Source organism: Paraperibacillus esterisolvens (genome assembly GCF_046237625.1).
In the GTDB taxonomy this organism is placed as follows: domain Bacteria; phylum Bacillota; class Bacilli; order Bacillales; family DSM-1321; genus Paraperibacillus; species Paraperibacillus esterisolvens.
This window is the reverse complement of the sequence record NZ_CP143545.1, coordinates 3,381,690-3,404,141: the sequence shown is the minus strand read 5'-3', so window position 1 is coordinate 3,404,141 and position 22,452 is coordinate 3,381,690. Positions and strand designations below refer to the sequence as shown.

At 48.0% G+C, this 22,452-nt stretch carries 11 protein-coding genes, 21 tRNA genes and 3 rRNA genes; 32 read left to right on the top strand and 3 right to left on the bottom strand.

All coding sequences use genetic code 11. From position 1 onward, the window contains the following. Nucleotides 1–32: 32 nt before the first annotated feature. Nucleotides 33–215, bottom strand: a complete 183-nt coding sequence (locus V1501_RS17180; RefSeq protein ID WP_409289987.1) for a hypothetical protein — start codon at nt 213–215, stop codon at nt 33–35. 408 nt (nt 216–623) lie between these two features. Here V1501_RS17180 and V1501_RS17175 point away from each other — a divergent pair. The 29 genes from V1501_RS17175 (at nt 624) to V1501_RS17035 (ending at nt 16,208) form a co-directional block, all read left to right on the top strand. Next, nucleotides 624–2,174, top strand: a 16S ribosomal RNA gene (locus V1501_RS17175). A 354-nt stretch (nt 2,175–2,528) separates the two neighbouring features. Further along, nucleotides 2,529–5,477 (top strand): 23S ribosomal RNA (locus V1501_RS17170). A 146-nt stretch (nt 5,478–5,623) separates the two neighbouring features. After that, nucleotides 5,624–5,740: ribosomal RNA gene (gene rrf / locus V1501_RS17165) — 5S ribosomal RNA — on the top strand. Together the 16S, 23S and 5S rRNA genes with 21 tRNA genes alongside form the textbook arrangement of a ribosomal RNA operon. Nucleotides 5,741–5,753: 13 nt before the next feature. Further along, nucleotides 5,754–5,829, top strand: a tRNA-Val gene (locus V1501_RS17160). Nucleotides 5,830–5,843: 14 nt separating this feature from the next. Then, a tRNA-Thr gene (locus V1501_RS17155) sits at nt 5,844–5,919 on the top strand. Nucleotides 5,920–5,982: 63 nt separating this feature from the next. Then, nucleotides 5,983–6,058: transfer RNA gene (locus tag V1501_RS17150), tRNA-Lys, on the top strand. 17 nt (nt 6,059–6,075) lie between these two features. Next, nucleotides 6,076–6,157: transfer RNA gene (locus V1501_RS17145), tRNA-Leu, on the top strand. Between the two features lie 13 nt (nt 6,158–6,170). Next, nucleotides 6,171–6,245, top strand: a tRNA-Gly gene (locus V1501_RS17140). An 11-nt stretch (nt 6,246–6,256) separates the two neighbouring features. Next, nucleotides 6,257–6,345 (top strand) — tRNA-Leu (locus V1501_RS17135). Between the two features lie 12 nt (nt 6,346–6,357). Next, a tRNA-Arg gene (locus V1501_RS17130) sits at nt 6,358–6,434 on the top strand. Between the two features lie 6 nt (nt 6,435–6,440). Beyond that, a tRNA-Pro gene (locus V1501_RS17125) sits at nt 6,441–6,517 on the top strand. An 8-nt stretch (nt 6,518–6,525) separates the two neighbouring features. Then, nucleotides 6,526–6,601 (top strand) — tRNA-Ala (locus V1501_RS17120). 23 nt (nt 6,602–6,624) lie between these two features. Next, nucleotides 6,625–6,701, top strand: a tRNA-Met gene (locus tag V1501_RS17115). Between the two features lie 3 nt (nt 6,702–6,704). Then, a tRNA-Ile gene (locus V1501_RS17110) sits at nt 6,705–6,781 on the top strand. A 7-nt stretch (nt 6,782–6,788) separates the two neighbouring features. Continuing rightward, nucleotides 6,789–6,881: transfer RNA gene (locus tag V1501_RS17105), tRNA-Ser, on the top strand. Between the two features lie 122 nt (nt 6,882–7,003). Continuing rightward, nucleotides 7,004–7,077, top strand: a tRNA-Met gene (locus V1501_RS17100). A 5-nt stretch (nt 7,078–7,082) separates the two neighbouring features. Further along, nucleotides 7,083–7,158 (top strand) — tRNA-Asp (locus V1501_RS17095). Between the two features lie 154 nt (nt 7,159–7,312). Next, a tRNA-Phe gene (locus tag V1501_RS17090) sits at nt 7,313–7,388 on the top strand. A gap of 24 nt (nt 7,389–7,412) precedes the next feature. Then, a tRNA-His gene (locus tag V1501_RS17085) sits at nt 7,413–7,488 on the top strand. Nucleotides 7,489–7,494: 6 nt separating this feature from the next. Continuing rightward, nucleotides 7,495–7,568 (top strand) — tRNA-Gly (locus V1501_RS17080). Between the two features lie 9 nt (nt 7,569–7,577). After that, nucleotides 7,578–7,654: transfer RNA gene (locus V1501_RS17075), tRNA-Ile, on the top strand. 1 nt (nt 7,655) lies between these two features. Then, nucleotides 7,656–7,730 (top strand) — tRNA-Asn (locus tag V1501_RS17070). Nucleotides 7,731–7,737: 7 nt separating this feature from the next. Continuing rightward, nucleotides 7,738–7,828, top strand: a tRNA-Ser gene (locus tag V1501_RS17065). 3 nt (nt 7,829–7,831) lie between these two features. Further along, nucleotides 7,832–7,903: transfer RNA gene (locus V1501_RS17060), tRNA-Glu, on the top strand. A gap of 378 nt (nt 7,904–8,281) precedes the next feature. Then, nucleotides 8,282–10,219: a 1,4-alpha-glucan branching protein GlgB gene (gene glgB / locus V1501_RS17055; RefSeq protein ID WP_409289985.1), complete on the top strand. Its 1,938-nt coding sequence runs from the start codon at nt 8,282–8,284 to the stop codon at nt 10,217–10,219. Beyond that, entirely contained in the window at nt 10,158–11,309 is a 1,152-nt protein-coding gene (locus V1501_RS17050; protein WP_409289983.1) for a glucose-1-phosphate adenylyltransferase, read from the top strand. Before glgB ends, V1501_RS17050 begins: the two co-directional genes overlap by 62 nt. 30 nt (nt 11,310–11,339) lie before the next feature. Next, nucleotides 11,340–12,365: a sugar phosphate nucleotidyltransferase gene (locus V1501_RS17045; protein WP_409289981.1), complete on the top strand. Its 1,026-nt coding sequence runs from the start codon at nt 11,340–11,342 to the stop codon at nt 12,363–12,365. After that, nucleotides 12,365–13,816 (top strand): glycogen synthase GlgA, encoded by a 1,452-nt coding sequence (glgA, locus tag V1501_RS17040; RefSeq protein WP_409289979.1) that lies wholly within the window; start codon nt 12,365–12,367, stop codon nt 13,814–13,816. Before V1501_RS17045 ends, glgA begins: the two co-directional genes overlap by 1 nt. Then, complete coding sequence (locus tag V1501_RS17035; protein WP_409293433.1) at nt 13,806–16,208, top strand: glycogen/starch/alpha-glucan phosphorylase; 2,403 nt, start codon at nt 13,806–13,808, stop codon at nt 16,206–16,208. Before glgA ends, V1501_RS17035 begins: the two co-directional genes overlap by 11 nt. Nucleotides 16,209–16,245: 37 nt before the next feature. Here the strand turns inward: V1501_RS17035 and V1501_RS17030 are convergent, their stop codons facing one another. Together V1501_RS17030 and V1501_RS17025 are read right to left on the bottom strand one after the other, a co-directional pair. Beyond that, complete coding sequence (locus tag V1501_RS17030) at nt 16,246–17,013, bottom strand: TraR/DksA C4-type zinc finger protein (protein ID WP_409289977.1); 768 nt, start codon at nt 17,011–17,013, stop codon at nt 16,246–16,248. A gap of 178 nt (nt 17,014–17,191) precedes the next feature. Continuing rightward, on the bottom strand, nt 17,192–18,133 hold the full coding sequence (locus V1501_RS17025) for a 1,4-dihydroxy-2-naphthoate polyprenyltransferase (protein WP_409289975.1): 942 nt from the start codon (nt 18,131–18,133) through the stop codon (nt 17,192–17,194). A 333-nt stretch (nt 18,134–18,466) separates the two neighbouring features. Between V1501_RS17025 and V1501_RS17020 the strand changes: the two genes are divergently transcribed. The 3 genes from V1501_RS17020 to menH are packed head-to-tail and all read left to right on the top strand — an operon-like array spanning nt 18,467 to nt 22,450. Beyond that, nucleotides 18,467–19,888 carry an isochorismate synthase MenF gene (locus V1501_RS17020; RefSeq protein ID WP_409289973.1) on the top strand — a complete coding sequence of 474 codons (1,422 nt, stop codon included), beginning with the start codon at nt 18,467–18,469 and terminating at the stop codon, nt 19,886–19,888. After that, nucleotides 19,875–21,629, top strand: a complete 1,755-nt coding sequence (gene menD, locus V1501_RS17015; protein WP_409289971.1) for a 2-succinyl-5-enolpyruvyl-6-hydroxy-3-cyclohexene-1-carboxylic-acid synthase — start codon at nt 19,875–19,877, stop codon at nt 21,627–21,629. Before V1501_RS17020 ends, menD begins: the two co-directional genes overlap by 14 nt. Beyond that, nucleotides 21,626–22,450 (top strand): 2-succinyl-6-hydroxy-2,4-cyclohexadiene-1-carboxylate synthase, encoded by an 825-nt coding sequence (menH, locus tag V1501_RS17010; RefSeq protein WP_409289969.1) that lies wholly within the window; start codon nt 21,626–21,628, stop codon nt 22,448–22,450. Before menD ends, menH begins: the two co-directional genes overlap by 4 nt. The last annotated feature ends 2 nt before the right edge of the window (nt 22,451–22,452 follow it).

Genomic DNA, 22,452 nt, shown 5'->3' with positions numbered 1-22,452 from the left:
CAGTCAGGGTATTTTCGCCTGCTGCCGTTTTTTTATTCCTGGAATACACAGGCGAAAATAGAAAACACAAAAGCGGATGGGAGAGAGAAAATTAAGGTGAACCCATCAACCTTTCCTTCGGCTGTGCTGATTTTTATTGCCTCGGCATAAGCGGTGATAAAAAGAAATAGGGCCATAGTGAATGATACAAGCAGTCCTGCGGCTTTTAGATCCATCTAATTGCTCCTTGCTTTTTTGTGGTTATAACAATGCTATTCAAAGAAAGCACACAATATTCATGGTGATTCATCCTATTGAAAATCCCGGGGTAAAACTGCGCAGTTAAAACTTGTAATACTTTTTCAAAAAACTTTTTCCAAAAACATTGCAAAGTTCTTTTTACCGTGATATATTATATTTCGCCGCCAAGAAAGCGGTGAGTAACTAAAACATTTGCACGAACAACAACAGATAAATTATTCTAGAAAAGTTGTTGACAAAATACTGCGAGATACGGTATGATAATAAAGTCGCTTTTGACAAAATGTTCTTTGAAAACTGAACGAAACAAGACGCCAGTTACTTCTTATTTTATAGGAAGTTAACAAAAACAAGTTTTAAAATTTATGAGCTATATCGAACACTTTTCAGAGAGTTTGATCCTGGCTCAGGACGAACGCTGGCGGCGTGCCTAATACATGCAAGTCGAGCGGATGGATGGGAGCTTGCTCCCTGAAGTCAGCGGCGGACGGGTGAGTAACACGTGGGCAACCTGCCCTTGAGATCGGGATAACTTCGGGAAACCGGAGCTAATACCGGATAGGTCTTTCCCTCACATGAGGGAAAGAGGAAAGACGGTTTCGGCTGTCACTCAAGGATGGGCCCGCGGCGCATTAGCTAGTTGGTGGGGTAACGGCTCACCAAGGCCACGATGCGTAGCCGACCTGAGAGGGTGATCGGCCACACTGGGACTGAGACACGGCCCAGACTCCTACGGGAGGCAGCAGTAGGGAATCTTCCGCAATGGACGAAAGTCTGACGGAGCAACGCCGCGTGAGTGAAGAAGGTTTTCGGATCGTAAAACTCTGTTGTCAGGGAAGAACAAGTGCCATAGTAACTGATGGCACCTTGACGGTACCTGGCCAGAAAGCCACGGCTAACTACGTGCCAGCAGCCGCGGTAATACGTAGGTGGCAAGCGTTGTCCGGATTTATTGGGCGTAAAGCGCGCGCAGGCGGTCTTTTAAGTCTGATGTGAAAGCCCACGGCTCAACCGTGGAGGGTCATTGGAAACTGGGAGACTTGAGTGCAGAAGAGGAGAGTGGAATTCCACGTGTAGCGGTGAAATGCGTAGAGATGTGGAGGAACACCAGTGGCGAAGGCGACTCTCTGGTCTGTAACTGACGCTGAGGCGCGAAAGCGTGGGGAGCGAACAGGATTAGATACCCTGGTAGTCCACGCCGTAAACGATGAGTGCTAAGTGTTAGAGGGTTTCCGCCCTTTAGTGCTGCAGCTAACGCATTAAGCACTCCGCCTGGGGAGTACGGCCGCAAGGCTGAAACTCAAAGGAATTGACGGGGGCCCGCACAAGCGGTGGAGCATGTGGTTTAATTCGAAGCAACGCGAAGAACCTTACCAGGTCTTGACATCCTCTGACACTCCTAGAGATAGGACGTTCCCCTTCGGGGGACAGAGTGACAGGTGGTGCATGGTTGTCGTCAGCTCGTGTCGTGAGATGTTGGGTTAAGTCCCGCAACGAGCGCAACCCTTGATCTTAGTTGCCAGCATTCAGTTGGGCACTCTAAGGTGACTGCCGGTGACAAACCGGAGGAAGGTGGGGATGACGTCAAATCATCATGCCCCTTATGACCTGGGCTACACACGTGCTACAATGGATGGTACAAAGGGCAGCAAAGCCGCGAGGCCGAGCGAATCCCATAAAGCCATTCTCAGTTCGGATTGCAGGCTGCAACTCGCCTGCATGAAGCCGGAATCGCTAGTAATCGCGGATCAGCATGCCGCGGTGAATACGTTCCCGGGCCTTGTACACACCGCCCGTCACACCACGAGAGTTTGTAACACCCGAAGTCGGTGGGGTAACCTTTATGGAGCCAGCCGCCTAAGGTGGGACAGATGATTGGGGTGAAGTCGTAACAAGGTAGCCGTATCGGAAGGTGCGGCTGGATCACCTCCTTTCTAAGGAAAAAGCGATCTTGTTTCGTTCAGTTTTGAGGGAGCATTCTCTCAAAACCTGAAAATAAATTAGAAACGAACTATTCGAGGAAGCGAACGAGCGAACACCGGAGTGTACTTCACGTACATGAGGATGTGAATGAGTGAAGCTGACGAAGAAGAGCGACGTTTATCCTTTATTTTCATCGTTCTTTGAAAACTAGATAACAATATAAGGCAAAAATGATTTGCGTCATTTTACCGCATCGAGTAATAAACCGAGTTAAGTTTTATGTTTTATTATGGTTCGATGATGAAGCGAAACTTCTCTCACCTTCATAGGCTGAGGAGAAGGAACTTATCGTCAGCCGGATTTATGGTTAAGTTAGAAAGGGCGCACGGTGAATGCCTTGGCACTAGGAGCCGATGAAGGACGGGACTAACACCGATATGCTTCGGGGAGCTGTAAGTAAGCTTTGATCCGGAGATTTCCGAATGGGGAAACCCACTGTTCGTAATGGAACAGTACCTTCACCTGAATTCATAGGGTGATGGAGGCAGACCCGGGGAACTGAAACATCTAAGTACCCGGAGGAACAGAAAGCAAATGCGATTTCCCAAGTAGCGGCGAGCGAAACGGAATGTAGCCCAAACCGAAAGGCTTGCCTTTCGGGGTTGTAGGACACTCTATACGGAGTTACAAAGGAACGGGGTAGACGAAGAGACATGGAAAGGTCCGTCGAAGAAGGTAACAACCCTGTAGTCGAAACTTCGTTCCCTCCAGAGTGGATCCTGAGTACGGCGGGACACGTGAAATCCCGTCGGAAGCAGGGAGGACCATCTCCCAAGGCTAAATACTACCTAGTGACCGATAGTGAACCAGTACCGTGAGGGAAAGGTGAAAAGCACCCCGGAAGGGGAGTGAAAGAGATCCTGAAACCGTGTGCCTACAAGTAGTCAGAGCCCTATGTCCCTTTTGGGAAACGGGTGATGGCGTGCCTTTTGTAGAATGAACCGGCGAGTTACGATTTCATGCAAGGTTAAGTTGATGAGACGGAGCCGCAGCGAAAGCGAGTCTGAATAGGGCGAATGAGTATGAGGTCGTAGACCCGAAACCAGGTGATCTACCCATGTCCAGGGTGAAGTTCAGGTAACACTGAATGGAGGCCCGAACCCACGCACGTTGAAAAGTGCGGGGATGAGGTGTGGGTAGCGGAGAAATTCCAATCGAACCTGGAGATAGCTGGTTCTCTCCGAAATAGCTTTAGGGCTAGCCTCAAGTGTTAAGAGTCTTGGAGGTAGAGCACTGATTGGACTAGGGGCCCATCTCGGGTTACCGAATTCAGTCAAACTCCGAATGCCAATGACTTTTCCTTGGGAGTCAGACTGCGAGTGATAAGATCCGTAGTCAAAAGGGAAACAGCCCAGACCACCAGCTAAGGTCCCAAAGTATACGTTAAGTGGAAAAGGATGTGGAGTTGCTTAGACAACCAGGATGTTGGCTTAGAAGCAGCCACCATTTAAAGAGTGCGTAATAGCTCACTGGTCGAGTGACTCTGCGCCGAAAATGTACCGGGGCTAAACGTATCACCGAAGCTGTGGGTGGACACCTAGGGTGTCCGCGGTAGGAGAGCGTTCTAAGGGCTGAGAAGCCAGACCGGAAGGACTGGTGGAGCGCTTAGAAGTGAGAATGCCGGTATGAGTAGCGAAAGAAGGGTGAGAATCCCTTCCACCGAATGCCTAAGGTTTCCTGAGGAAGGCTCGTCCGCTCAGGGTTAGTCGGGACCTAAGCCGAGGCCGAAAGGCGTAGGCGATGGACAACAGGTTGATATTCCTGTACCACCTATTCATCGTTTGAGCGATGGGGGGACGCAGTAGGATAGGGTAAGCGCGCTGTTGGATTAGCGCGTCCAAGCAGTTAGGCTGAAAACGAGGCAAATCCCGTTTTCACATAAGCTGAGCTGTGATGGCGAGGGAAATTTAGTACCGAAGTTCCTGATTCCACACTGCCAAGAAAAGCCTCTAGCGAGATGAAGGGTGCCCGTACCGCAAACCGACACAGGTAGGCGAGGAGAGAATCCTAAGGTGTGCGAGAGAACTCTCGTTAAGGAACTCGGCAAAATGACCCCGTAACTTCGGGAGAAGGGGTGCTCATCTGGGTGAATAGCCCGGATGAGCCGCAGTGAATAGGCCCAGGCGACTGTTTAGCAAAAACACAGGTCTCTGCGAAGCCGCAAGGCGAAGTATAGGGGCTGACGCCTGCCCGGTGCTGGAAGGTTAAGGGGAGAGGTTAGCGCAAGCGAAGCTTTGAACTGAAGCCCCAGTAAACGGCGGCCGTAACTATAACGGTCCTAAGGTAGCGAAATTCCTTGTCGGGTAAGTTCCGACCCGCACGAAAGGCGTAACGATCTGGGCACTGTCTCAACGAGAGACTCGGTGAAATTATACTACCTGTGAAGATGCAGGTTACCCGCGACAGGACGGAAAGACCCCGTGGAGCTTTACTGCAGCCTGATATTGAATTTTGGTACAGCTTGTACAGGATAGGTAGGAGCCTTTGAAGCCGGAGCGCCAGCTTCGGTGGAGGCATCGGTGGGATACTACCCTGGCTGTATTGAAATTCTAACCCGCGCCCCTTATCGGGGCGGGAGACAGTGTCAGGCGGGCAGTTTGACTGGGGCGGTCGCCTCCTAAAGAGTAACGGAGGCGCCCAAAGGTTCCCTCAGAATGGTTGGAAATCATTCGCAGAGTGTAAAGGCACAAGGGAGCTTGACTGCGAGACCTACAAGTCGAGCAGGGACGAAAGTCGGGCTTAGTGATCCGGTGGTTCCGCATGGAAGGGCCATCGCTCAACGGATAAAAGCTACCCCGGGGATAACAGGCTTATCTCCCCCAAGAGTCCACATCGACGGGGAGGTTTGGCACCTCGATGTCGGCTCATCGCATCCTGGGGCTGTAGTCGGTCCCAAGGGTTGGGCTGTTCGCCCATTAAAGCGGTACGCGAGCTGGGTTCAGAACGTCGTGAGACAGTTCGGTCCCTATCCGTCGTGGGCGCAGGAAATTTGAGAGGAGCTGTCCTTAGTACGAGAGGACCGGGATGGACGCACCGCTGGTGTACCAGTTGTCTTGCCAAAGGCATCGCTGGGTAGCTATGTGCGGACGGGATAAGTGCTGAAAGCATCTAAGCATGAAGCCCCCCTCAAGATGAGATTTCCCATAGCGTCAAGCTAGTAAGATCCCTGAAAGATGATCAGGTAGATAGGTCTGAGGTGGAAGCGTGGCGACACGTGGAGCTGACAGATACTAATCGATCGAGGACTTAACCTATCTTGTTTATACTCGAAAACGTAATGCAGATCAGCCTTTGTTATCTAGTTTTGAAGGAACGAAAGTTCTTTTAAGAAATGAAAAATTGTTATTTGAATAACTCTCAAAAGATGTTATAATAACATATGTCTCTTGAGAAAAACTTGTCTGGCAGTTATGGCAAAGAGGTCACACCCGTTCCCATCCCGAACACGGAAGTTAAGCTCTTTAGCGCCGATGGTAGTTGGGGGATCTCCCCCTGTGAGAGTAGGACGCTGCCGGGCAGGTTATAAATATGGAGGATTAGCTCAGCTGGGAGAGCATCTGCCTTACAAGCAGAGGGTCGGCGGTTCGATCCCGTCATCCTCCACCATATTTCCTTACTGTGCCGGTGTAGCTCAATTGGTAGAGCAACTGACTTGTAATCAGTAGGTTGGGGGTTCAAGTCCTCTTGCCGGCACCACTTTCTTTTTAAAGCTGATGTTGGTTTAACGGACAGATGCAAGATAAACACAGTTTTCCTAAAGAGCCATTAGCTCAGCCGGTAGAGCATCTGACTTTTAATCAGAGGGTCGAAGGTTCGAATCCTTCATGGCTCACCATCTTTTCTTAATAACATGCGGGTGTGGCGGAATTGGCAGACGCACCAGACTTAGGATCTGGCGCCTTACGGCGTGGGGGTTCGACTCCCTTCACCCGCACTTTTATTTATCTGCGGAAGTAGTTCAGTGGTAGAATACAACCTTGCCAAGGTTGGGGTCGCGGGTTCGAATCCCGTCTTCCGCTCCAGTCTTTTTCACGCCGGGGTGGCGGAACTGGCAGACGCACAGGACTTAAAATCCTGCGGTAGGTGACTACCGTACCGGTTCGATTCCGGTCCTCGGCACCACATACACATATTGCGCCCGTAGCTCAATTGGATAGAGCGTCTGACTACGGATCAGAAGGTTATGGGTTCGACTCCTTTCGGGCGCGCCATATATACGGGAAGTAGCTCAGCTTGGTAGAGCACTTGGTTTGGGACCAAGGGGTCGCAGGTTCGAATCCTGTCTTCCCGACCATCTTTTTTGGGGCCTTAGCTCAGCTGGGAGAGCGCCTGCCTTGCACGCAGGAGGTCAGCGGTTCGATCCCGCTAGGCTCCACCATTAATATTATATGACTATAACATGGCGGTGTAGCTCAGCTGGCTAGAGCGTACGGTTCATACCCGTGAGGTCGGGGGTTCGATCCCCTCCGCCGCTACCATTTGGACCTTTAGCTCAGTTGGTTAGAGCAGACGGCTCATAACCGTCCGGTCGTAGGTTCGAGTCCTACAAGGTCCACCACTTATACGGAGGTATACCCAAGTCTGGCTGAAGGGATCGGTCTTGAAAACCGACAGGGGTGTAAAAGCCCGCGGGGGTTCGAATCCCTCTACCTCCTCCATTTATTTTTATCAGCAAGCTGCGAGTTGTTCCGATTTTGCCGCTGCTTGATTAGTCTCACTGAAATCGGAACAGTCCTATAACGCAATTTAGGGCATGAGCATTTTAACACTTTAATATCGTCGCGGGGTGGAGCAGTCTGGTAGCTCGTCGGGCTCATAACCCGAAGGTCGCAGGTTCAAATCCTGTCCCCGCAATATCTGGTCCCGTGGTGTAGCGGTTAACATGCCTGCCTGTCACGCAGGAGATCGCGGGTTCGATTCCCGTCGGGACCGCCATATTTAATTTTATAACACAACTTATCTAAGGGTTGTGATAAGCGAAAAGTCCGAGGAAGCGACTGAGGGAACACCGGAGCGTATGTGTATACGTGAGGATGTGAGTGAAGAAGCTGACGATGAAATTTGAAGCTTAGCGCAAGCCGTAAAATAAGGCTCAGTAGCTCAGTCGGTAGAGCAAAGGACTGAAAATCCTTGTGTCGGCGGTTCGATTCCGTCCTGAGCCACCATTTTATTTAATATTTTCGTCTGTGGCGATTGTGGCGAAGTGGTTAACGCATCGGATTGTGGTTCCGACATTCGTGGGTTCGATTCCCATCAGTCGCCCCATAGCATGCGGGTGTAGTTTAATGGTAAAACCTCAGCCTTCCAAGCTGATGTCGTGGGTTCGATTCCCATCACCCGCTCCAAATAAATATGGGCCTATAGCTCAGCTGGTTAGAGCGCACGCCTGATAAGCGTGAGGTCGATGGTTCGAGTCCATTTAGGCCCACCATTCCGCAGTAGCTCAGTGGTAGAGCATTCGGCTGTTAACCGAACGGTCGTAGGTTCGAGTCCTACCTGCGGAGCCATTTTTATGGGGAAGTACTCAAGAGGCTGAAGAGGCGCCCCTGCTAAGGGTGTAGGTCGCGTAAGCGGCGCGAGGGTTCAAATCCCTCCTTCTCCGCCATAAGGCCCCTTGGTCAAGCGGTTAAGACACCGCCCTTTCACGGCGGTAACACGGGTTCGAATCCCGTAGGGGTCATACAAAAAGAGCAGTGTACTAATGTACACTGCTCTTTTTGTCTTATACCGCTTCTTCTTTTTTTCTGCATCTATGGCTCTCCTATATACCTCTTTTTACCCAGAATCTTCTCTATTCTCCAGCACTACCCAGCTAAAAAATTACTATCCACTGCTTCTAATCGGTTTTAAATTCTCTTGATCCGGGAAAAGGTAACTGTTGATACCAGCCGCTACCTTAAAACGTAGTAAAATCTAACTAAAATTCGAAACATGCAAAAAATTTAAAGGAATATGTCCAACTGTATCGAATAATTAACTCTATTATATCAAAATATTGATAAGGACTGAACAGAGATTCAGTTTGAAGTATCAAGTATGCAACTGGGAGAGGGATGCCTTGGCTATTCGAACACCGACAGATTTTGAACTTCATCTATTTCATGAAGGAAATCTTTTTAAATCACATGAACTGTTTGGTTCTCACCTGATCCATGAAGGCGGGCGGACCTGCACAAGGTTCTATGTATGGGCACCGCATGCCAGGCGTATCGCTGTGGTTGGCAGCTTCAATGGCTGGAACAGCAGCGGCTGGGAAATGGAAAGAGTAAACAGGGAAGGAGTCTGGTCACTCTTTTACGAGGGGGATTTGACTGGTGAGATATACAAATATGAAATCATCACACAAGATGGAAGAAAGCTGCTGAAAGCTGATCCATTTGCTTTTTACTCTGAACTCAGACCCGCTACTGCTTCAAAAGTATATTCATTGGATGGCTATGACTGGAATGATACCACTTGGCAGCGAAAGAAAGCTAAGCAGCCAAGTCAAAGCAGGCCTATGTTCATTTATGAAATGCACTTTGGCAGCTGGAAAGTCAAGGAAGACGGCTCTTATTTCTCTTATCGCGAAATGGTGGATGAACTTATCCCTTATCTCAAAGAAGCGGGATATACGCATGTGGAACTCCTCCCTATCATTGAACATCCCTTTGATGGATCATGGGGCTATCAGGGAACTGGATATTATTCCGCAACCAGCCGCTATGGCAGCCCGCATGAATTGATGCATTTCGTCGATCAATGCCATCAGCATGATATAGGTGTAATTCTGGATTGGGTGCCAGGACACTTTTGCAAGGATGCCCATGGGCTCTATTTGTTTGATGGAGAGCCGCTGTTTGACTACCCGACTGAAAAACACCGTGAAAACCGGGTGTGGGGTACAGCTAATTTCGACCTTGGAAGAAATGAGGTCCAAAGCTTTTTAATTTCCAATGCCTGCTTTTGGATGGACTATTTCCACATTGACGGTTTCAGGCTGGATGCTGTTGCAAATATCATATACTGGCCAGGTGGCGCCCACAAAGAAGTTAACAGCTTTGGTGTGGCATTCTTAAGGAAACTAAACACCGTCTTATTAGAGCAGGACCCTCATCTATTAATCATTGCAGAGGATTCCTCCGATTACCCTCAAGTTACAGGTTCTCCTGAGCAAGGAGGATTGGGATTCACCTACAAATGGAATATGGGCTGGATGAACGACATGCTGGAATATATGAAGGCTCAGCCCCATGAACGCCCCTTGCTGCATCATAAGGTGACATTTTCTCTGATGTACGCATTTACTGAACAATTTATACTGCCATTTTCACATGATGAAGTTGTCCATGGAAAAAAGTCGCTGCTGGATAAAATGCCGGGTTCTTATGAGGAGAAATTTGCCCAGCTGAGGCTGCTTCTTGGCTTCATGGCCATGCATCCGGGAAAACAGCTGCTATTCATGGGAAGCGAGTTCGGCCAATTCAGGGAATGGAGCGAGAATAGAGAATTGGACTGGAATCTTTTTGACTATGAAATGCATCGAAGGCTGCATGATTATGTCAAGGAGCTCTTAAGGTTTTCAAAAAGGCAGAAGGCATTGTATGAAATGGATTACGCACCCGAAAGCTTTGAATGGATTGATGTTAATAACTCTGAACAGTCAATCTTTTCCTTCTTGCGAAAAGGAAAAGATGAGGATCTGGTTTGTCTCTTCAATTTTTCGCCGAGAAGCTATCAGAATTACAAGATTGGTGTTCCAGATACTGGTGAATACAGGGAAGTGCTTAACAGCGACTGTGCTCATTATGGAGGAAACAAACACATTAACCGTAAAAGTGTAATGTCTACCCGCGGTGACTACCATGGCAGGAAACACTCTATAGAAATAACCGTGCCTGCCTTCGGAACAGCCGTATTCAAAAAGGTTAAAAAGAGAAAGGGGAAAAAAGCAAATGGCGAAGACGAAATGCGTAGCAATGTTACTGGCAGGAGGACAGGGAAGCCGGCTCAATGAATTGACTCAGAATATTGCCAAACCCGCGGTTCCCTTTGGCGGAAAGTACAGAATCATTGATTTTACCCTAAGTAACTGCACCAATTCAGGAATAGACACCGTAGGGGTCCTTACCCAGTATCAGCCCCTTGTTCTTAATAACTATATCGGGATTGGGAGTGCCTGGGATCTTGACAGAATAAATGGCGGGGTGACCGTACTCCCTCCTTATGCCGAGACAAAAAAGGTCAGGTGGTATGAGGGAACTGCTTCGGCAATTTATCAGAATATCACCTATATTGACTCCTACAGCCCGGAGTATGTGCTGGTCCTGTCTGGTGATCATATTTACAAAATGGATTACTCGGAAATGATTAAGTACCATGAAGACAGAGGGGCAGATGCAACCATTTCGGTAATTGAGGTTCCGTGGGACGAAGCAAGCAGATTCGGGATCATGAATACGGATCCAGACCTAAACATAACGGAGTTTGATGAGAAGCCTGCTGAACCAAAGAATAATCTTGCTTCAATGGGCATCTATATATTTAATTGGAGTGTCCTGAAGGATGCCCTTATCCGGGATGCGGAAAATCCAGAGTCAGACAGGGACTTCGGCAAGGATATCATCCCAATGCTGCTGAATGAACACAAAAAAGTCACTGCCTATCCTTTTAAAGGCTATTGGAAGGATGTAGGGACAATCAAGAGTCTATGGGAGGCCAATATGGACCTGCTTGATGACAGCAACTCACTGGATCTTTTCGATTATTCATGGCGCATTTACTCAGTGAATCCCAATCAGCCCCCGCAATATATTTCGGCAGAAGCTTATGTGAGGGATTCGCTTGTGAACGAAGGATGCTCAGTGGAAGGAAGGGTAGAAAAATCTGTCCTCTTCCAGGGGGTTACCGTGCATAAAGACGCAGCGGTAATGGAGTCCGTCGTGATGTCCGGAGCCGTAATCGGAAGCGGGGCGTATGTAGAGCGTGCTATCGTGCCGACAGGTGTAGAAATTCCTGAAGGGGTAGTCATCAGGCCGGAAGCCGGCAGCGATTCCGTAGTGCTTGTTACAGAAGCATTGATAAAGGATTACTTAATGACCAATTAAAACATCAAGCATTTGGAAGGGAGATTTAGCATGAATAAAAATATCCTTGGAGTCATTGATGCAACCACTTATAAAGATCCACTCAGAGACCTGACGGAGCAGAGAATCCTTGCTGCCCTGCCATTCGCCGGCAGATACAGGCTCATAGACTTTGTGCTTTCAAGCATGGTCAATTCAGGAATAACCAGTGTAGCCGTTTTTCCAAAATTTCATTACAGATCTCTTATGGATCACCTGGAGTCCGGAAAGAACTGGGATCTGGACAGAAAGAGAGATGGCCTTTTCTTCTTCCCTGCCCCTAATTTGGATATACCTTTTTACCATATAGGATCTTTCCAATGTTTTTCCTATCACCTGGACTATTTTAAAAGAAGCACACAGGAGTATGCCGTTGTCTCCAATTGCTATACAGTCCTGAATGTTGACTTTTGTGAGATTTTAGACAAGCATATTGAGAGCGGCTGTGATATCACTGAAGTTACAAAGGACGGGCGCCCGCTAGAAATGTATCTTCTTAAAAGGGAGCTCCTGATCGACCTGATTGTCAAGCGCGATATTACAGGCCATCAATGCCTTTATGACTTGTTTGAAGATGGACAGCACCCGTACAAGGTCTGCACATATGAATACACAGACTATTGCGTGACTATCGACTCCATCAAATCCTATTATGAAGCAAGCCTGGGTCTGCTTGAGCCGTCTAAATGGCAAAAACTTTTTAATAAGAGCCAGCCGATTTTCACAAAGGTTAAGGATGAACCACCAACCAAATATACTAAGAATTCAGAAGTGACCAATTCCATGGTCGCGAATGGCTGTATTATCGAAGGTGCAGTCGAAAACAGCATCATTTCCAGATCTGTCAAAATAGGCAAAGGTTCGGTTATCAAGGACTGTGTAATCATGCAGAAAAGCCAGATTGGAGAAGGATGTGTGCTCGAGTCTGTCATATTGGATAAAGATGTGCGGATTGAAGACGGAGTCAAATTAATCGGAACAAAGGACCAGCCCATCGTCATTAAGAAAGGTGCCGTCCAGAAAGCGGTGGTCAGCTGATGGATATTCTCTTTGCTGTCTCGGAATGCGTACCATTTGTTAAGTCTGGAGGGCTGGCAGATGTGGCCGGGTCCCTTCCCGGGGAGCTCGCAGAAAACGGAAACCGGGTGAGTGTGATCATGCCTAAGTACAGCGGAATCAGCCATGAATATACAGATAGGATGTCCAAGATAGCGGAGTTTGAAGTCCAGGTAGGATGGCGCAGACAGTATTGCGGCATTTTCCACTTAGAGCTTGAAGGAATTAACTATTATTTCGTGGACAATGAGTATTATTTCAAAAGGGATAACCTGTACGGGGATTTTGATGATGGAGAAAGGTTTGCCTACTTTTCAAGGGCTGTGCTGGAAGGAATCGGACAGCTTGCCCTTGAGCCGCAGATCCTCCACTGCCATGATTGGCATACAGGGTTGATTCCCTTCCTGTATAAAACAGAATATCAGGGACGGCCAGGCTATGAATTCATCAAGACTGTTTTTACGATCCATAATCTGCAATTCCAAGGGGTATTCCCGAGAGCTATCCTCGGGGACCTGCTTGGCGTCAGTGATTATTACTTCAATGAGGACCATTTGGAATTCTATGGTAACATTAATTTCATGAAGGCAGGCATTGTTGCCGCTGACCATATTACTACAGTCAGCCCAACCTACAAAGAAGAAATCCAGACGGAATACTACGGTGAGGCGTTGGATGGTCTCCTGAGGAGCAGGGGAGACAGCTTCAGCGGGATACTAAATGGAATTGATTCAGACCTGTATGACCCGGAAACTGACAGTTCTCTTGAAAAACCATACAGCGCAAGCCGCATAGACGGAAAGGCGGACAACAAGCGGGCACTCCAGAAGCTCCTCGGCCTGCCGGAAAATCCTTCGGTTCCGGTCATTGCCATGATTACCAGGCTCACAGCCCAGAAGGGATTGGAATTGGTGAGAGGGGTATTCGGGGAAATTGTCAGCGAGGACATCCAGCTGGTTGTACTCGGGACCGGTGATCCACAGTTCTCTGACTTTTTTCAGGAAATGCAATATTACTATCCGCATAAAGTGAAAGCGATCATTGGATTTGATGAAGGACTTGCGCATAAGATTTATGCAGGGGCAGATCTCTTTTTGATGCCTTCCAAGTTTGAACCGTGCGGTTTGGGCCAGCTGATTGCCATGAGGTATGGAGCTGTTCCGATTGTAAGGGAGACAGGGGGGCTGAACGATACCGTTACTCCTTATAATGAATTTAATGGTGAAGGGAACGGATTCTCATTCAGCAACTTCAATGCCCATGATATGCTGTTTACCATTAAGCGGGCCCTGTACTTTTATCAGGATCAAGAAACATGGGGGAAAATCGTGGCCAAGGCAATGTCGATGGATTATAGCTGGGCCCAATCGGCCAAAGAGTATAATTTGCTTTATGAGGAGCTGGTCAATCAAAGTGGAAGCCGTGTTTTCTGATAAAGAAACCTTTAAAAAGCATTTTCAAAACAGGCTTGAAGCGGCATGTGGGAAAAGTTTTCGGGAAACTTCAAAGCGGGACCAGTTCCATATCCTCGGGATCATGGTCAGGGAACATATCAGCCATAACTGGATCGAATCAATTGAGAAAGCAAGGATATCTGATGCCAAACAGATATACTATCTTTCCATCGAATTTCTTCCTGGCCGCTTTCTGGGAAGCAACCTTTTTAATCTCGGCATCACCGAAATAATCAAGGAAGGCTTAAAAGACCTGGATGTCGATCTTTCGGAGGTAGAAGATCTTGAGCCGGATGCCGGCCTAGGCAACGGCGGTCTGGGAAGGCTTGCAGCATGCTTCATGGATTCTCTTGCCTCCCTGTCCCTTCCTGGGCATGGCTGCGGAATCCGGTATAAACTTGGCCTTTTCGAACAAAAGATCCTGGATGGCTTTCAAGTAGAATTGCCTGAGCAATGGCTCAGGCACGGCTTTGTCTGGGAAGTAAGAAAACCGGATCTTGCTGTGGAAATTCCTTTCTATGGAAAGGTTGAAAGCTTTGTTGAAAACGGCAGGCTGTCGTTCCGGCATGTTGATTCAGTGAGAGTAATGGCGGTGCCATATGACGTTCCGGTAGTAGGCTATCGGAACTCTACCGTGAATACCCTTCGGTTATGGAGTGCAGAGCCAGCCGTTACCCCAGGCCAGAAGGATGTAATGAAGTATAAAAGGGAAACCGAAGCGGTCACAGAATTCCTGTATCCAAATGATGAGCATGAAGAAGGAAAAATCCTCAGGCTGAAGCAGCAGTATTTTCTTGTTTCCGCCACCATCCAATCAATCATGGGAGCTTTTCGGAAAAAGTACAAAGATATCCGGCTGTTCCCAGAAAAAATCGGCCTGCATATTAATGATACCCACCCTGCAATGGCCATCCCAGAGCTGATGAGGATCCTTCTGGATGAAGAGGGACTGTCATGGGAAGAAGCCTGGGATATCACTACAAAGACCATCTCTTATACAAACCATACCACCTTATCAGAGGCGCTCGAAAAATGGCCTGCACATATCATGGCAGCGCTGCTGCCGCGCCTTTATATGATTATTCATGAGATAAACGAACGCTTTTGCCGGGATCTGTGGGATCAATATCCGGGTGACTGGAAGCATATTGAACAGATGGCTGTCATTGCTCACGGTGAAGTGAAAATGGCACATTTGGCCATAGCGGGCAGCTTTAGCGTGAACGGGGTAGCCCGCCTTCATACGGAAATCCTGAAGCATAGGGAAATGAAAGACTTTTATGCTGTATTTCCGGAGAAATTCAATAATAAAACCAATGGTATCACGCATCGGCGCTGGCTGATGAAAGCGAATCCTGAGCTTTCGGCCCTCTTGTCTGAATATATTGGGGATGGCTGGAGGACAAGGCCTGAAGAACTTGCCCGGCTTATGGAATATCAAACTGATGCCTCGGTCCTTGAACGGCTGATGAAAGTAAAGCAGACCAGAAAAAATCTGCTTGCATCCCGTATCTATAAAAATACAGGGATTAAAGTGGATACCGCTTCCATTTTTGATGTTCAGGTAAAAAGGCTTCATGCCTACAAGAGGCAGCTGCTCAATGTCCTCCACATCATGTACCTCTATAATAGAATGAAGGAAGATAAACAATTCAAGCCGCATCCTCGCACCTTTATTTTCGGCGCAAAGGCATCTCCAGGCTATTACTTTGCCAAAAAGGTGATTAAACTGATTAATGCTGTTGCAGAAAAGGTGAATGGAGACAGCGATGTAAGCCCCTATATCAAAGTGGTATTCATAGAAAATTACAATGTATCGCTGGGTGAAGAAATATTTCCTGCCGCCGAAGTAAGCGAACAGATATCCACAGCAGGCAAGGAAGCTTCCGGAACGGGCAATATGAAATTCATGATCAATGGTGCGGTGACCATAGGCACCTTGGATGGCGCAAATGTGGAGATGGCCGAACGTCTGGGTCCTGATAATATCTTCATATTTGGCCTCGATGCTGAGAAGGTACTGAGCTATCTTGCTGACGGGGGATATAACTCCTATGATTATTATCATAGCGATGAGAGAATACATCTTATCTGCAATCAGCTGATCAATGGGTTTTTCCCCGATTCATCGGAGCACTTTGAGACGATTTTTGATTCACTGTTATCGGAGAATGACCAGTTCTTTGTACTTCGGGATTTTGACTCGTATGTAACGGCCCAGGGAATGCTTGAAGAGGCTTATTCCGATAGGGGCGGCTGGGCTAAGAAAAGCCTGGTGAATACAGCGATGGCTGGTTATTTTTCGAGCGACAGGACGATTCGTGAGTATTCGGATGAAATCTGGCATATCAAGCCGCAATTTATGATATAAGAGAAAGGCCGGTCCCGTCAAAGGGCCGGCCTGACTTTTATTTTTTCTCCTTTTTATCAGAGACTTTGTCTTCTAAATAACTATCCCGCTCATGATAAGGAATGTCCCCGATATTAGACTCAATTCCTTCCTCATCCAGCTGGCGTTCGTAGTCCTCTTCCTTTTTGGAATCGGAGGCTCTTGGATTCCGGCCTTCCATATCAGAAACTGCGAATCCTTCATAGTCTTCCGGATATCCGTCATCATCCGCATTGCCATCGCCCATTGAATTGTAGTCTTCCATTTTCCCGTAGTAATCGGAAGGGGTTTCAGATGTTCCATATTTAGCTACATCTTCAAAGCTGTCAATGTCATCATTAATCAGATGATTGTCCCTCAGCCGCTGGAATGAATCCCGGTGGGAAGGCTCAAGAACATCCTCCTCAACGGAACGATCCTCTGAAATAGTTCGTTCCTTGGTATGGTCGATACAGTATAAGGATGACGGGATAACCTCCAGGCGCTCAAACGGAATATCTTTTCCGCACTCCCGGCATTTCCCGTAGGAGCCGTCTTCCATTGCCTCAAGAGCCATATTGACCTTGGACAGCTCTTTGGAATTATGTTCCTCAAGTGCAACGTCTTTTTCTTTTTCAAAGATCTCAGTCGCGAGATCGGCAGGGTGATTGTCCACTGAATTCAGTTCTCCTACTGAATCAGAAATACTGTCGTCACTGGGATCCTGCATCTCTACCTGATGCTCAAGATCCTTCTTCATGGATATAAGCTCTTCCTTCAATTGTTTTGTTTGTTCCTGCGATAACATTCCTTTCACACCCCTTGGTCATAGTCTGATATATAATTCTCTCATCAAATCTGAGAATACTAATTTGTTCGTGTAACAGATATATACCCGAATCTGGTCATGCAAAAACTCTGGGAGAAATTTGGAAGGAAAGCGGGGACAGAAGGCATAAAAAAGGCTGCCGGTAAAGGCAGCCTTTTTAGAAGAAGTAGCTGAGGAACAAACCAATGGAAAGCATGAAGCCAAATAGTGTGTTTGTCTGGGCAGTCGCTTTCATGGCGGGCATCATTTGGAGCGGCAGGGTTTTCCCGATGAACCCTTTTGTAGCCTGGATGGCCCGTGGGATGCTCAGTCCAACAATCAGCAGCCATGGAGATGTGAAGCCGGATGCAACCAGTGCAATGATCCATACATAGGAGATCGCCATCATGGTGCCGAGGATAATCACTGCATTGCGCCTTCCGGCTAAAATCGCCAGCGTCTTCCTCCCGTTTTCCTTGTCCCCTTCAAGATCACGGATGTTATTGGCAAGATTGATGGCACCGACCAGCAGTGCGACAGGTATCGAAACCAAAAATGGATAAATGGTCACATTGCCTGCCTGGATATAAAACGATATCAGGATGATGAATACACCCATGAATAATCCGGCAAAGAGTTCCCCGAACGGCGTGTATGCTATTGGGTACGGTCCGCCAGTATATAAGTAGCCCACGGCCATACAGACAAGGCCGATCGCTGCGATCCACCAGCTGGATTCCATACAGATATAAACGCCAAGGAGGATGGAGAGCCCATACAGGCTGAGTGCAATATTCAAAACGGTCTGCGGTGAAATCCCCTCACGGACAATAGCACCGCCTATGCCGATTGATTGCTCATTATCAAGGCCTCTCTTAAAATCATAATATTCGTTGAACATGTTTGTGGCCATCTGGATAAATAAAGTAGCAATCATCATGCAGATAAAGACAGGCTTATTGAAGCCCGCACCGGCATTCAGCGCAAGGGCTGTTCCAACAAGGACAGGCACAAAGCCGGCTGTCAATGTATGGGGGCGGGTAAGCTGCCACCATACCCTCCAATTGTTTTTCTTGTTTTTTACGAGAGATGCGTGTGATGTATCTAAATGTGTGTGCATGTATACTCTCCTCAACCGGTAAAACACGCTTTGAAAGTTAAGCGGGTCTCACCATTTGCTTGTTTACCATCAAACTAAGGGCACAATTAATGTGTGACTTGTAATTTTTTCATTACAAACTTAGTGTAGAAAAAGGATGCAGGCGTGTCAATGTATTTTTTTGGTCATGCCTGCCCCGGCTGCTTCATATGCCGGAAAACCAGCTGGATATATAATAAGGAAAATACTCGAATGGTCCTGGCTGTAAGAGTCTGGAATTATTGACATAAAGAGCTTTGTGGGTGTATCTTTAAATAGGTTTTATCGTGGGAATATTACAGGAGGGGGGATAATATGATAATCACCAGCAATATTGACGTAAATGAAAGCTTTTTAGAGGCAAGGACTGCAGCCCGGAAAAGGGAGTGTTCTGTCCTGCTCAGCGAAGTGACTAGAATTGGTGCGCTGGACCCCCTTTCCTTCTACCATTCAGGAAAAGAAAAATATACAGGAACACGATTTTTCTGGCAGGATCCTGCTAGCAGCACCATCCTTGCCGGAATAGGGAATATAGATACGATCCAAACAGATGATAATACAAAAAGATACCAGGCAATAGAGCAGGTATGGAACGATTTATTGGACCGGGCAATCGTTGCCAGAGAAAAGGAAATACGAGGGACAGGCCCTTTATTATTTGGGGGTTTTTCTTTTGATCATCAAAAGAGCGGCTCGGAATTATGGGACCAATTTGGAGATAATTTATTCTATATACCAAAATACTTGCTGTCAGTGATAGACGGAGAGGCTTATTTAACGCTCAATCTATTGATCAAACAGGACGACAGCCTCACAATTTTAACTGACGCACGTGAAGAGCTGGAAGAGCTTGCAGCCAAAGCACGTAAAGAGGCCGCTCACCCTGCTTATTCAAACGAACTGATAGAGCAGGAAGAGATTTTTCCTGAAGAGTGGAAAGGAACCGTCCAAGCGGCAATTGAAGAAATTAAAGCCACAGATTTAGATAAAATAGTCCTGGCCAGGGAAACCAGGCTTGCTTTCCGTTCCAGGGTCGATGCTGAACCTGTGCTGGCAGGGCTTCTGCTGGAACAGCAGACAAGCTATATCTTCTGCCTGGAATCCGGAAGTGACTACTTTATAGGTGCGTCCCCTGAACAGCTCGTCAAAAAACAGGGAGGCGTTCTTTCGTCTGCCTGCCTTGCCGGCTCGATCGCCCGGGGGATGACACAGGAAGAGGATGAAAGGCTGGGAAACAGCCTCCTTCAAGACGAGAAAAATCAGATTGAACATCAATATGTCGTATCGATGATCAAGGATTCCATGCAATCAGTCTGTGAAACGGTCGAGGTTCCAAGCGGGCCTGTACTTATGAAGACAAGGCATATCCAGCATCTCTTCACTCCAGTGGAGGGAGAATGCAAAGATGGTGTCTCCATCTTTGATTGTGTGGAAAAGCTGCATCCAACTCCCGCCATGGGCGGACTGCCGAAAAAAAAGGCAGTGGAACGTATCAGGGTGCTGGAGAGGCTGGAGCGAGGCTTCTATGCAGCCCCGGTTGGCTGGACAGATGGCAAGTCCAATGGCGAGTTTGCTGCAGCCATCCGATCAGCTCTTGTCCAGGGCAATGAAGCGTCTCTTTTTGCAGGATGCGGAATTGTGGAAAGCTCCATTCCTGAAAGTGAATATATTGAGACTGCCATTAAATTCAAGCCGATGTTAAGTGCTTTAGGAGGAAAGCTCCATGCAACACCGTGAAGCGTTAAGTGCATATACCGGGGCCTTTGTTGATGAACTTGCCAGGGCAGGTGTGAGGCATGTGGTGGTAAGTCCCGGATCCAGGTCTACTCCCCTTGCCTATATGCTGATGGAGCATTCTGCCATAAAGGTGCACATTAACATAGATGAACGTTCGGCCGCCTTTTATGCGCTGGGCATATCTAAAGCATCCGGCTCTACAGTCGGGCTTTTATGCACGTCCGGCACAGCTGCGGCCAATTATTTCCCTGCCATAGTGGAGGCGAAAATCTCACGCATCCCCCTCCTGGTCATGACTGCCGACAGGCCGCATGAACTGAGGGATGTCGGTGCACCACAGGCGATCGATCAGCTCCATTTATATGGAAGATATGTAAAATGGTTTGCCGAAATGGCTCTGCCTGAGGATACTGTCGAGATGATTAATTATGCCCGGACTGTATGCGCCAGGGCTGCTTCGGCCGCCCTGGCATCACCGGCCGGGCCTGTTCATCTTAACTTTCCGTTCCGTGAACCGCTCATACCGCTTTTAGAAGAGAGGAATTGGTTTGGAGAAGGCAGCGAGGCTGTACTCGAATTAGAAAACAGAAATTTGCAGACCCTGCCGTCTGCAGCCTTTGATCAATATGCAGGCAGGCTTGCAGCCGCAAAGAAGGGGCTGATTGTCTGCGGGCCTATGGATTCACAGGAATTCAATGATGCTGTAATTGCCTTAAGTGAGAATACGGGTTTTCCGATTCTGGCAGATCCTTTATCTCAATTAAGAAGTGTGAAATATGTCAGTGAAAACATAATAGATACTTATGACACCTTTTTAAGATTCGAAGAGGTGAAAGCTGGGCTCAAGCCTGATTTAATTGTGCGTTTTGGTGCCATGCCAGTTTCCAAGGCTCTAACGATATTCATGAAGGAGCAGGCAGGGACAGATATGATCGTGGTAGATGGCGGAGCAGGCTTCCGCGAGCCGACAGGCACGGCCCGAAGTATGATTTACTGTGATGAGACTCTGTTCTGCTTAAGCCTTGAGAGCAGGCTTGAACCAGCCGGGCAGACTGAATGGCTTAAGCGCTGGCGTGAGCTTCGCGGCCATGCAAGGGCTGGGCTTCACTCAGTCCGCGATATCGAGGAACTGGACGAAGGCAAGCTCTTCTCCCTGCTTGCAGATTTGATGCCGGATGGTTCGAGCCTTTTTGTCGGCAACAGCATGCCTGTCAGGGACCTGGATACTTTTTATTTCTCTCCATCCACGGATGTAAGGCTGTTTTGCAATCGTGGAGCAAATGGAATAGATGGTGTTGTATCATCAGCGCTTGGAGTGAGTGCCGTATCTGGCCATACTGTTTTAGTCATCGGAGACCTCAGTTTCTTCCATGATATGAACGGCCTGCTTGCAGCCAGGCTCCTAAAGCTGAACATCACCATCATCATCCTGAACAATGACGGCGGAGGGATTTTTTCGTTCCTGCCGCAGGCAAGTTCCGAAAGGCACTTCGAGGACCTTTTTGGCACTCCGCATGGCATGGATTTTGAGCATGCCGCAAGCTTATATGGCGGCACATATTCTTCACCTGAAAGCTGGCATACATTTTTAGAACAATTTTCACAATCCTTTAACAAAGAAGGATTAAAGGTGATCGAACTTAGGACAGACAGGCAAACGAATGTCTTAAAACATCGAAACCTGTGGAATGATGTTTCCCGGGAAATGAAGCAGCAGGAAGATATGAAGGGACAGGAATGAAGATAGAAGCCGGCGGGGTTTCCTATGAGGTGACAATCAGCGGTGAGGGTCCTGCCCTTGTGCTCCTGCATGGATTTACCGGTTCATCCTCAAACTGGAGGTATGCGGCACCCTTTCTGCCCAGTGGTTATAAGCACATTGCCATTGATATGATCGGGCACGGCAGAAGCAGCAGTCCTGGGAACCCGGGATGGTACAGGATGGAAAGAGCTGCAGAGGCTGTTAATATGATTCTGGATTCACTGGATATTCAAAGGGCATGCATCCTTGGGTACTCGATGGGAGGGAGGCTGGCATTATGCTTCAGTATCCTCTATCCGGAGAGGGTTCAAGCCTTGATCTTGGAGAGTGCTTCACCGGGCCTGAAGACAGAAGCTGAACGGGCAGCCCGGAGGATAGCAGATGCAGAGCTTGCTGAAGGAATCTTAAAGGACGGAATTGTTTCGTTTGCCGAGAGGTGGGGAGCGATCCCCCTCTTTCAAAGCCAGACAGAGAAGCTGACAGCCGGCCAGAAGGATTTCTTAAAGGAGCAGAGACTCTTGAATGATCCTGTTGGACTTGCCGGCAGCCTTAAAGGGATGGGCACCGGCTCCCAGCCTTCCTATTGGGATAGGCTGGGAGACTTAAAGGTCCCTGTGCTCCTGCTCAGCGGATCACTCGACCGGAAATTTTGTGCCATTGCCGGTAAGATGGATCAATTGATGCCGGACAGCATTTGGGCCATAATAGAGGATGCAGGCCATGCCATCCATTTGGAACAGCCTGAGGTATATGGGAGAAAAATAACTGACTTTTTGCAAAGAATGAATGAGAGGGGTTAAAC

What these genes read in the sequence shown, in the direction of transcription:
- V1501_RS17025 (WP_409289975.1), bottom strand. Translation starts at nt 18,133, where the DNA reads ATGCACACACATTTAGATACATCACACGCATCTCTCGTAAAAAACAAG.
- V1501_RS17045 (WP_409289981.1), top strand. Translation starts at nt 11,340, where the DNA reads ATGAATAAAAATATCCTTGGAGTCATTGATGCAACCACTTATAAAGAT.
- menD (WP_409289971.1), top strand. Translation starts at nt 19,875, where the DNA reads ATGCAACACCGTGAAGCGTTAAGTGCATATACCGGGGCCTTTGTTGAT.
- V1501_RS17030 (WP_409289977.1), bottom strand. Translation starts at nt 17,013, where the DNA reads ATGTTATCGCAGGAACAAACAAAACAATTGAAGGAAGAGCTTATATCC.
- menH (WP_409289969.1), top strand. Translation starts at nt 21,626, where the DNA reads ATGAAGATAGAAGCCGGCGGGGTTTCCTATGAGGTGACAATCAGCGGT.
- V1501_RS17050 (WP_409289983.1), top strand. Translation starts at nt 10,158, where the DNA reads ATGGCGAAGACGAAATGCGTAGCAATGTTACTGGCAGGAGGACAGGGA.
- V1501_RS17180 (WP_409289987.1), bottom strand. Translation starts at nt 215, where the DNA reads ATGGATCTAAAAGCCGCAGGACTGCTTGTATCATTCACTATGGCCCTA.
- glgA (WP_409289979.1), top strand. Translation starts at nt 12,365, where the DNA reads ATGGATATTCTCTTTGCTGTCTCGGAATGCGTACCATTTGTTAAGTCT.
- V1501_RS17020 (WP_409289973.1), top strand. Translation starts at nt 18,467, where the DNA reads ATGATAATCACCAGCAATATTGACGTAAATGAAAGCTTTTTAGAGGCA.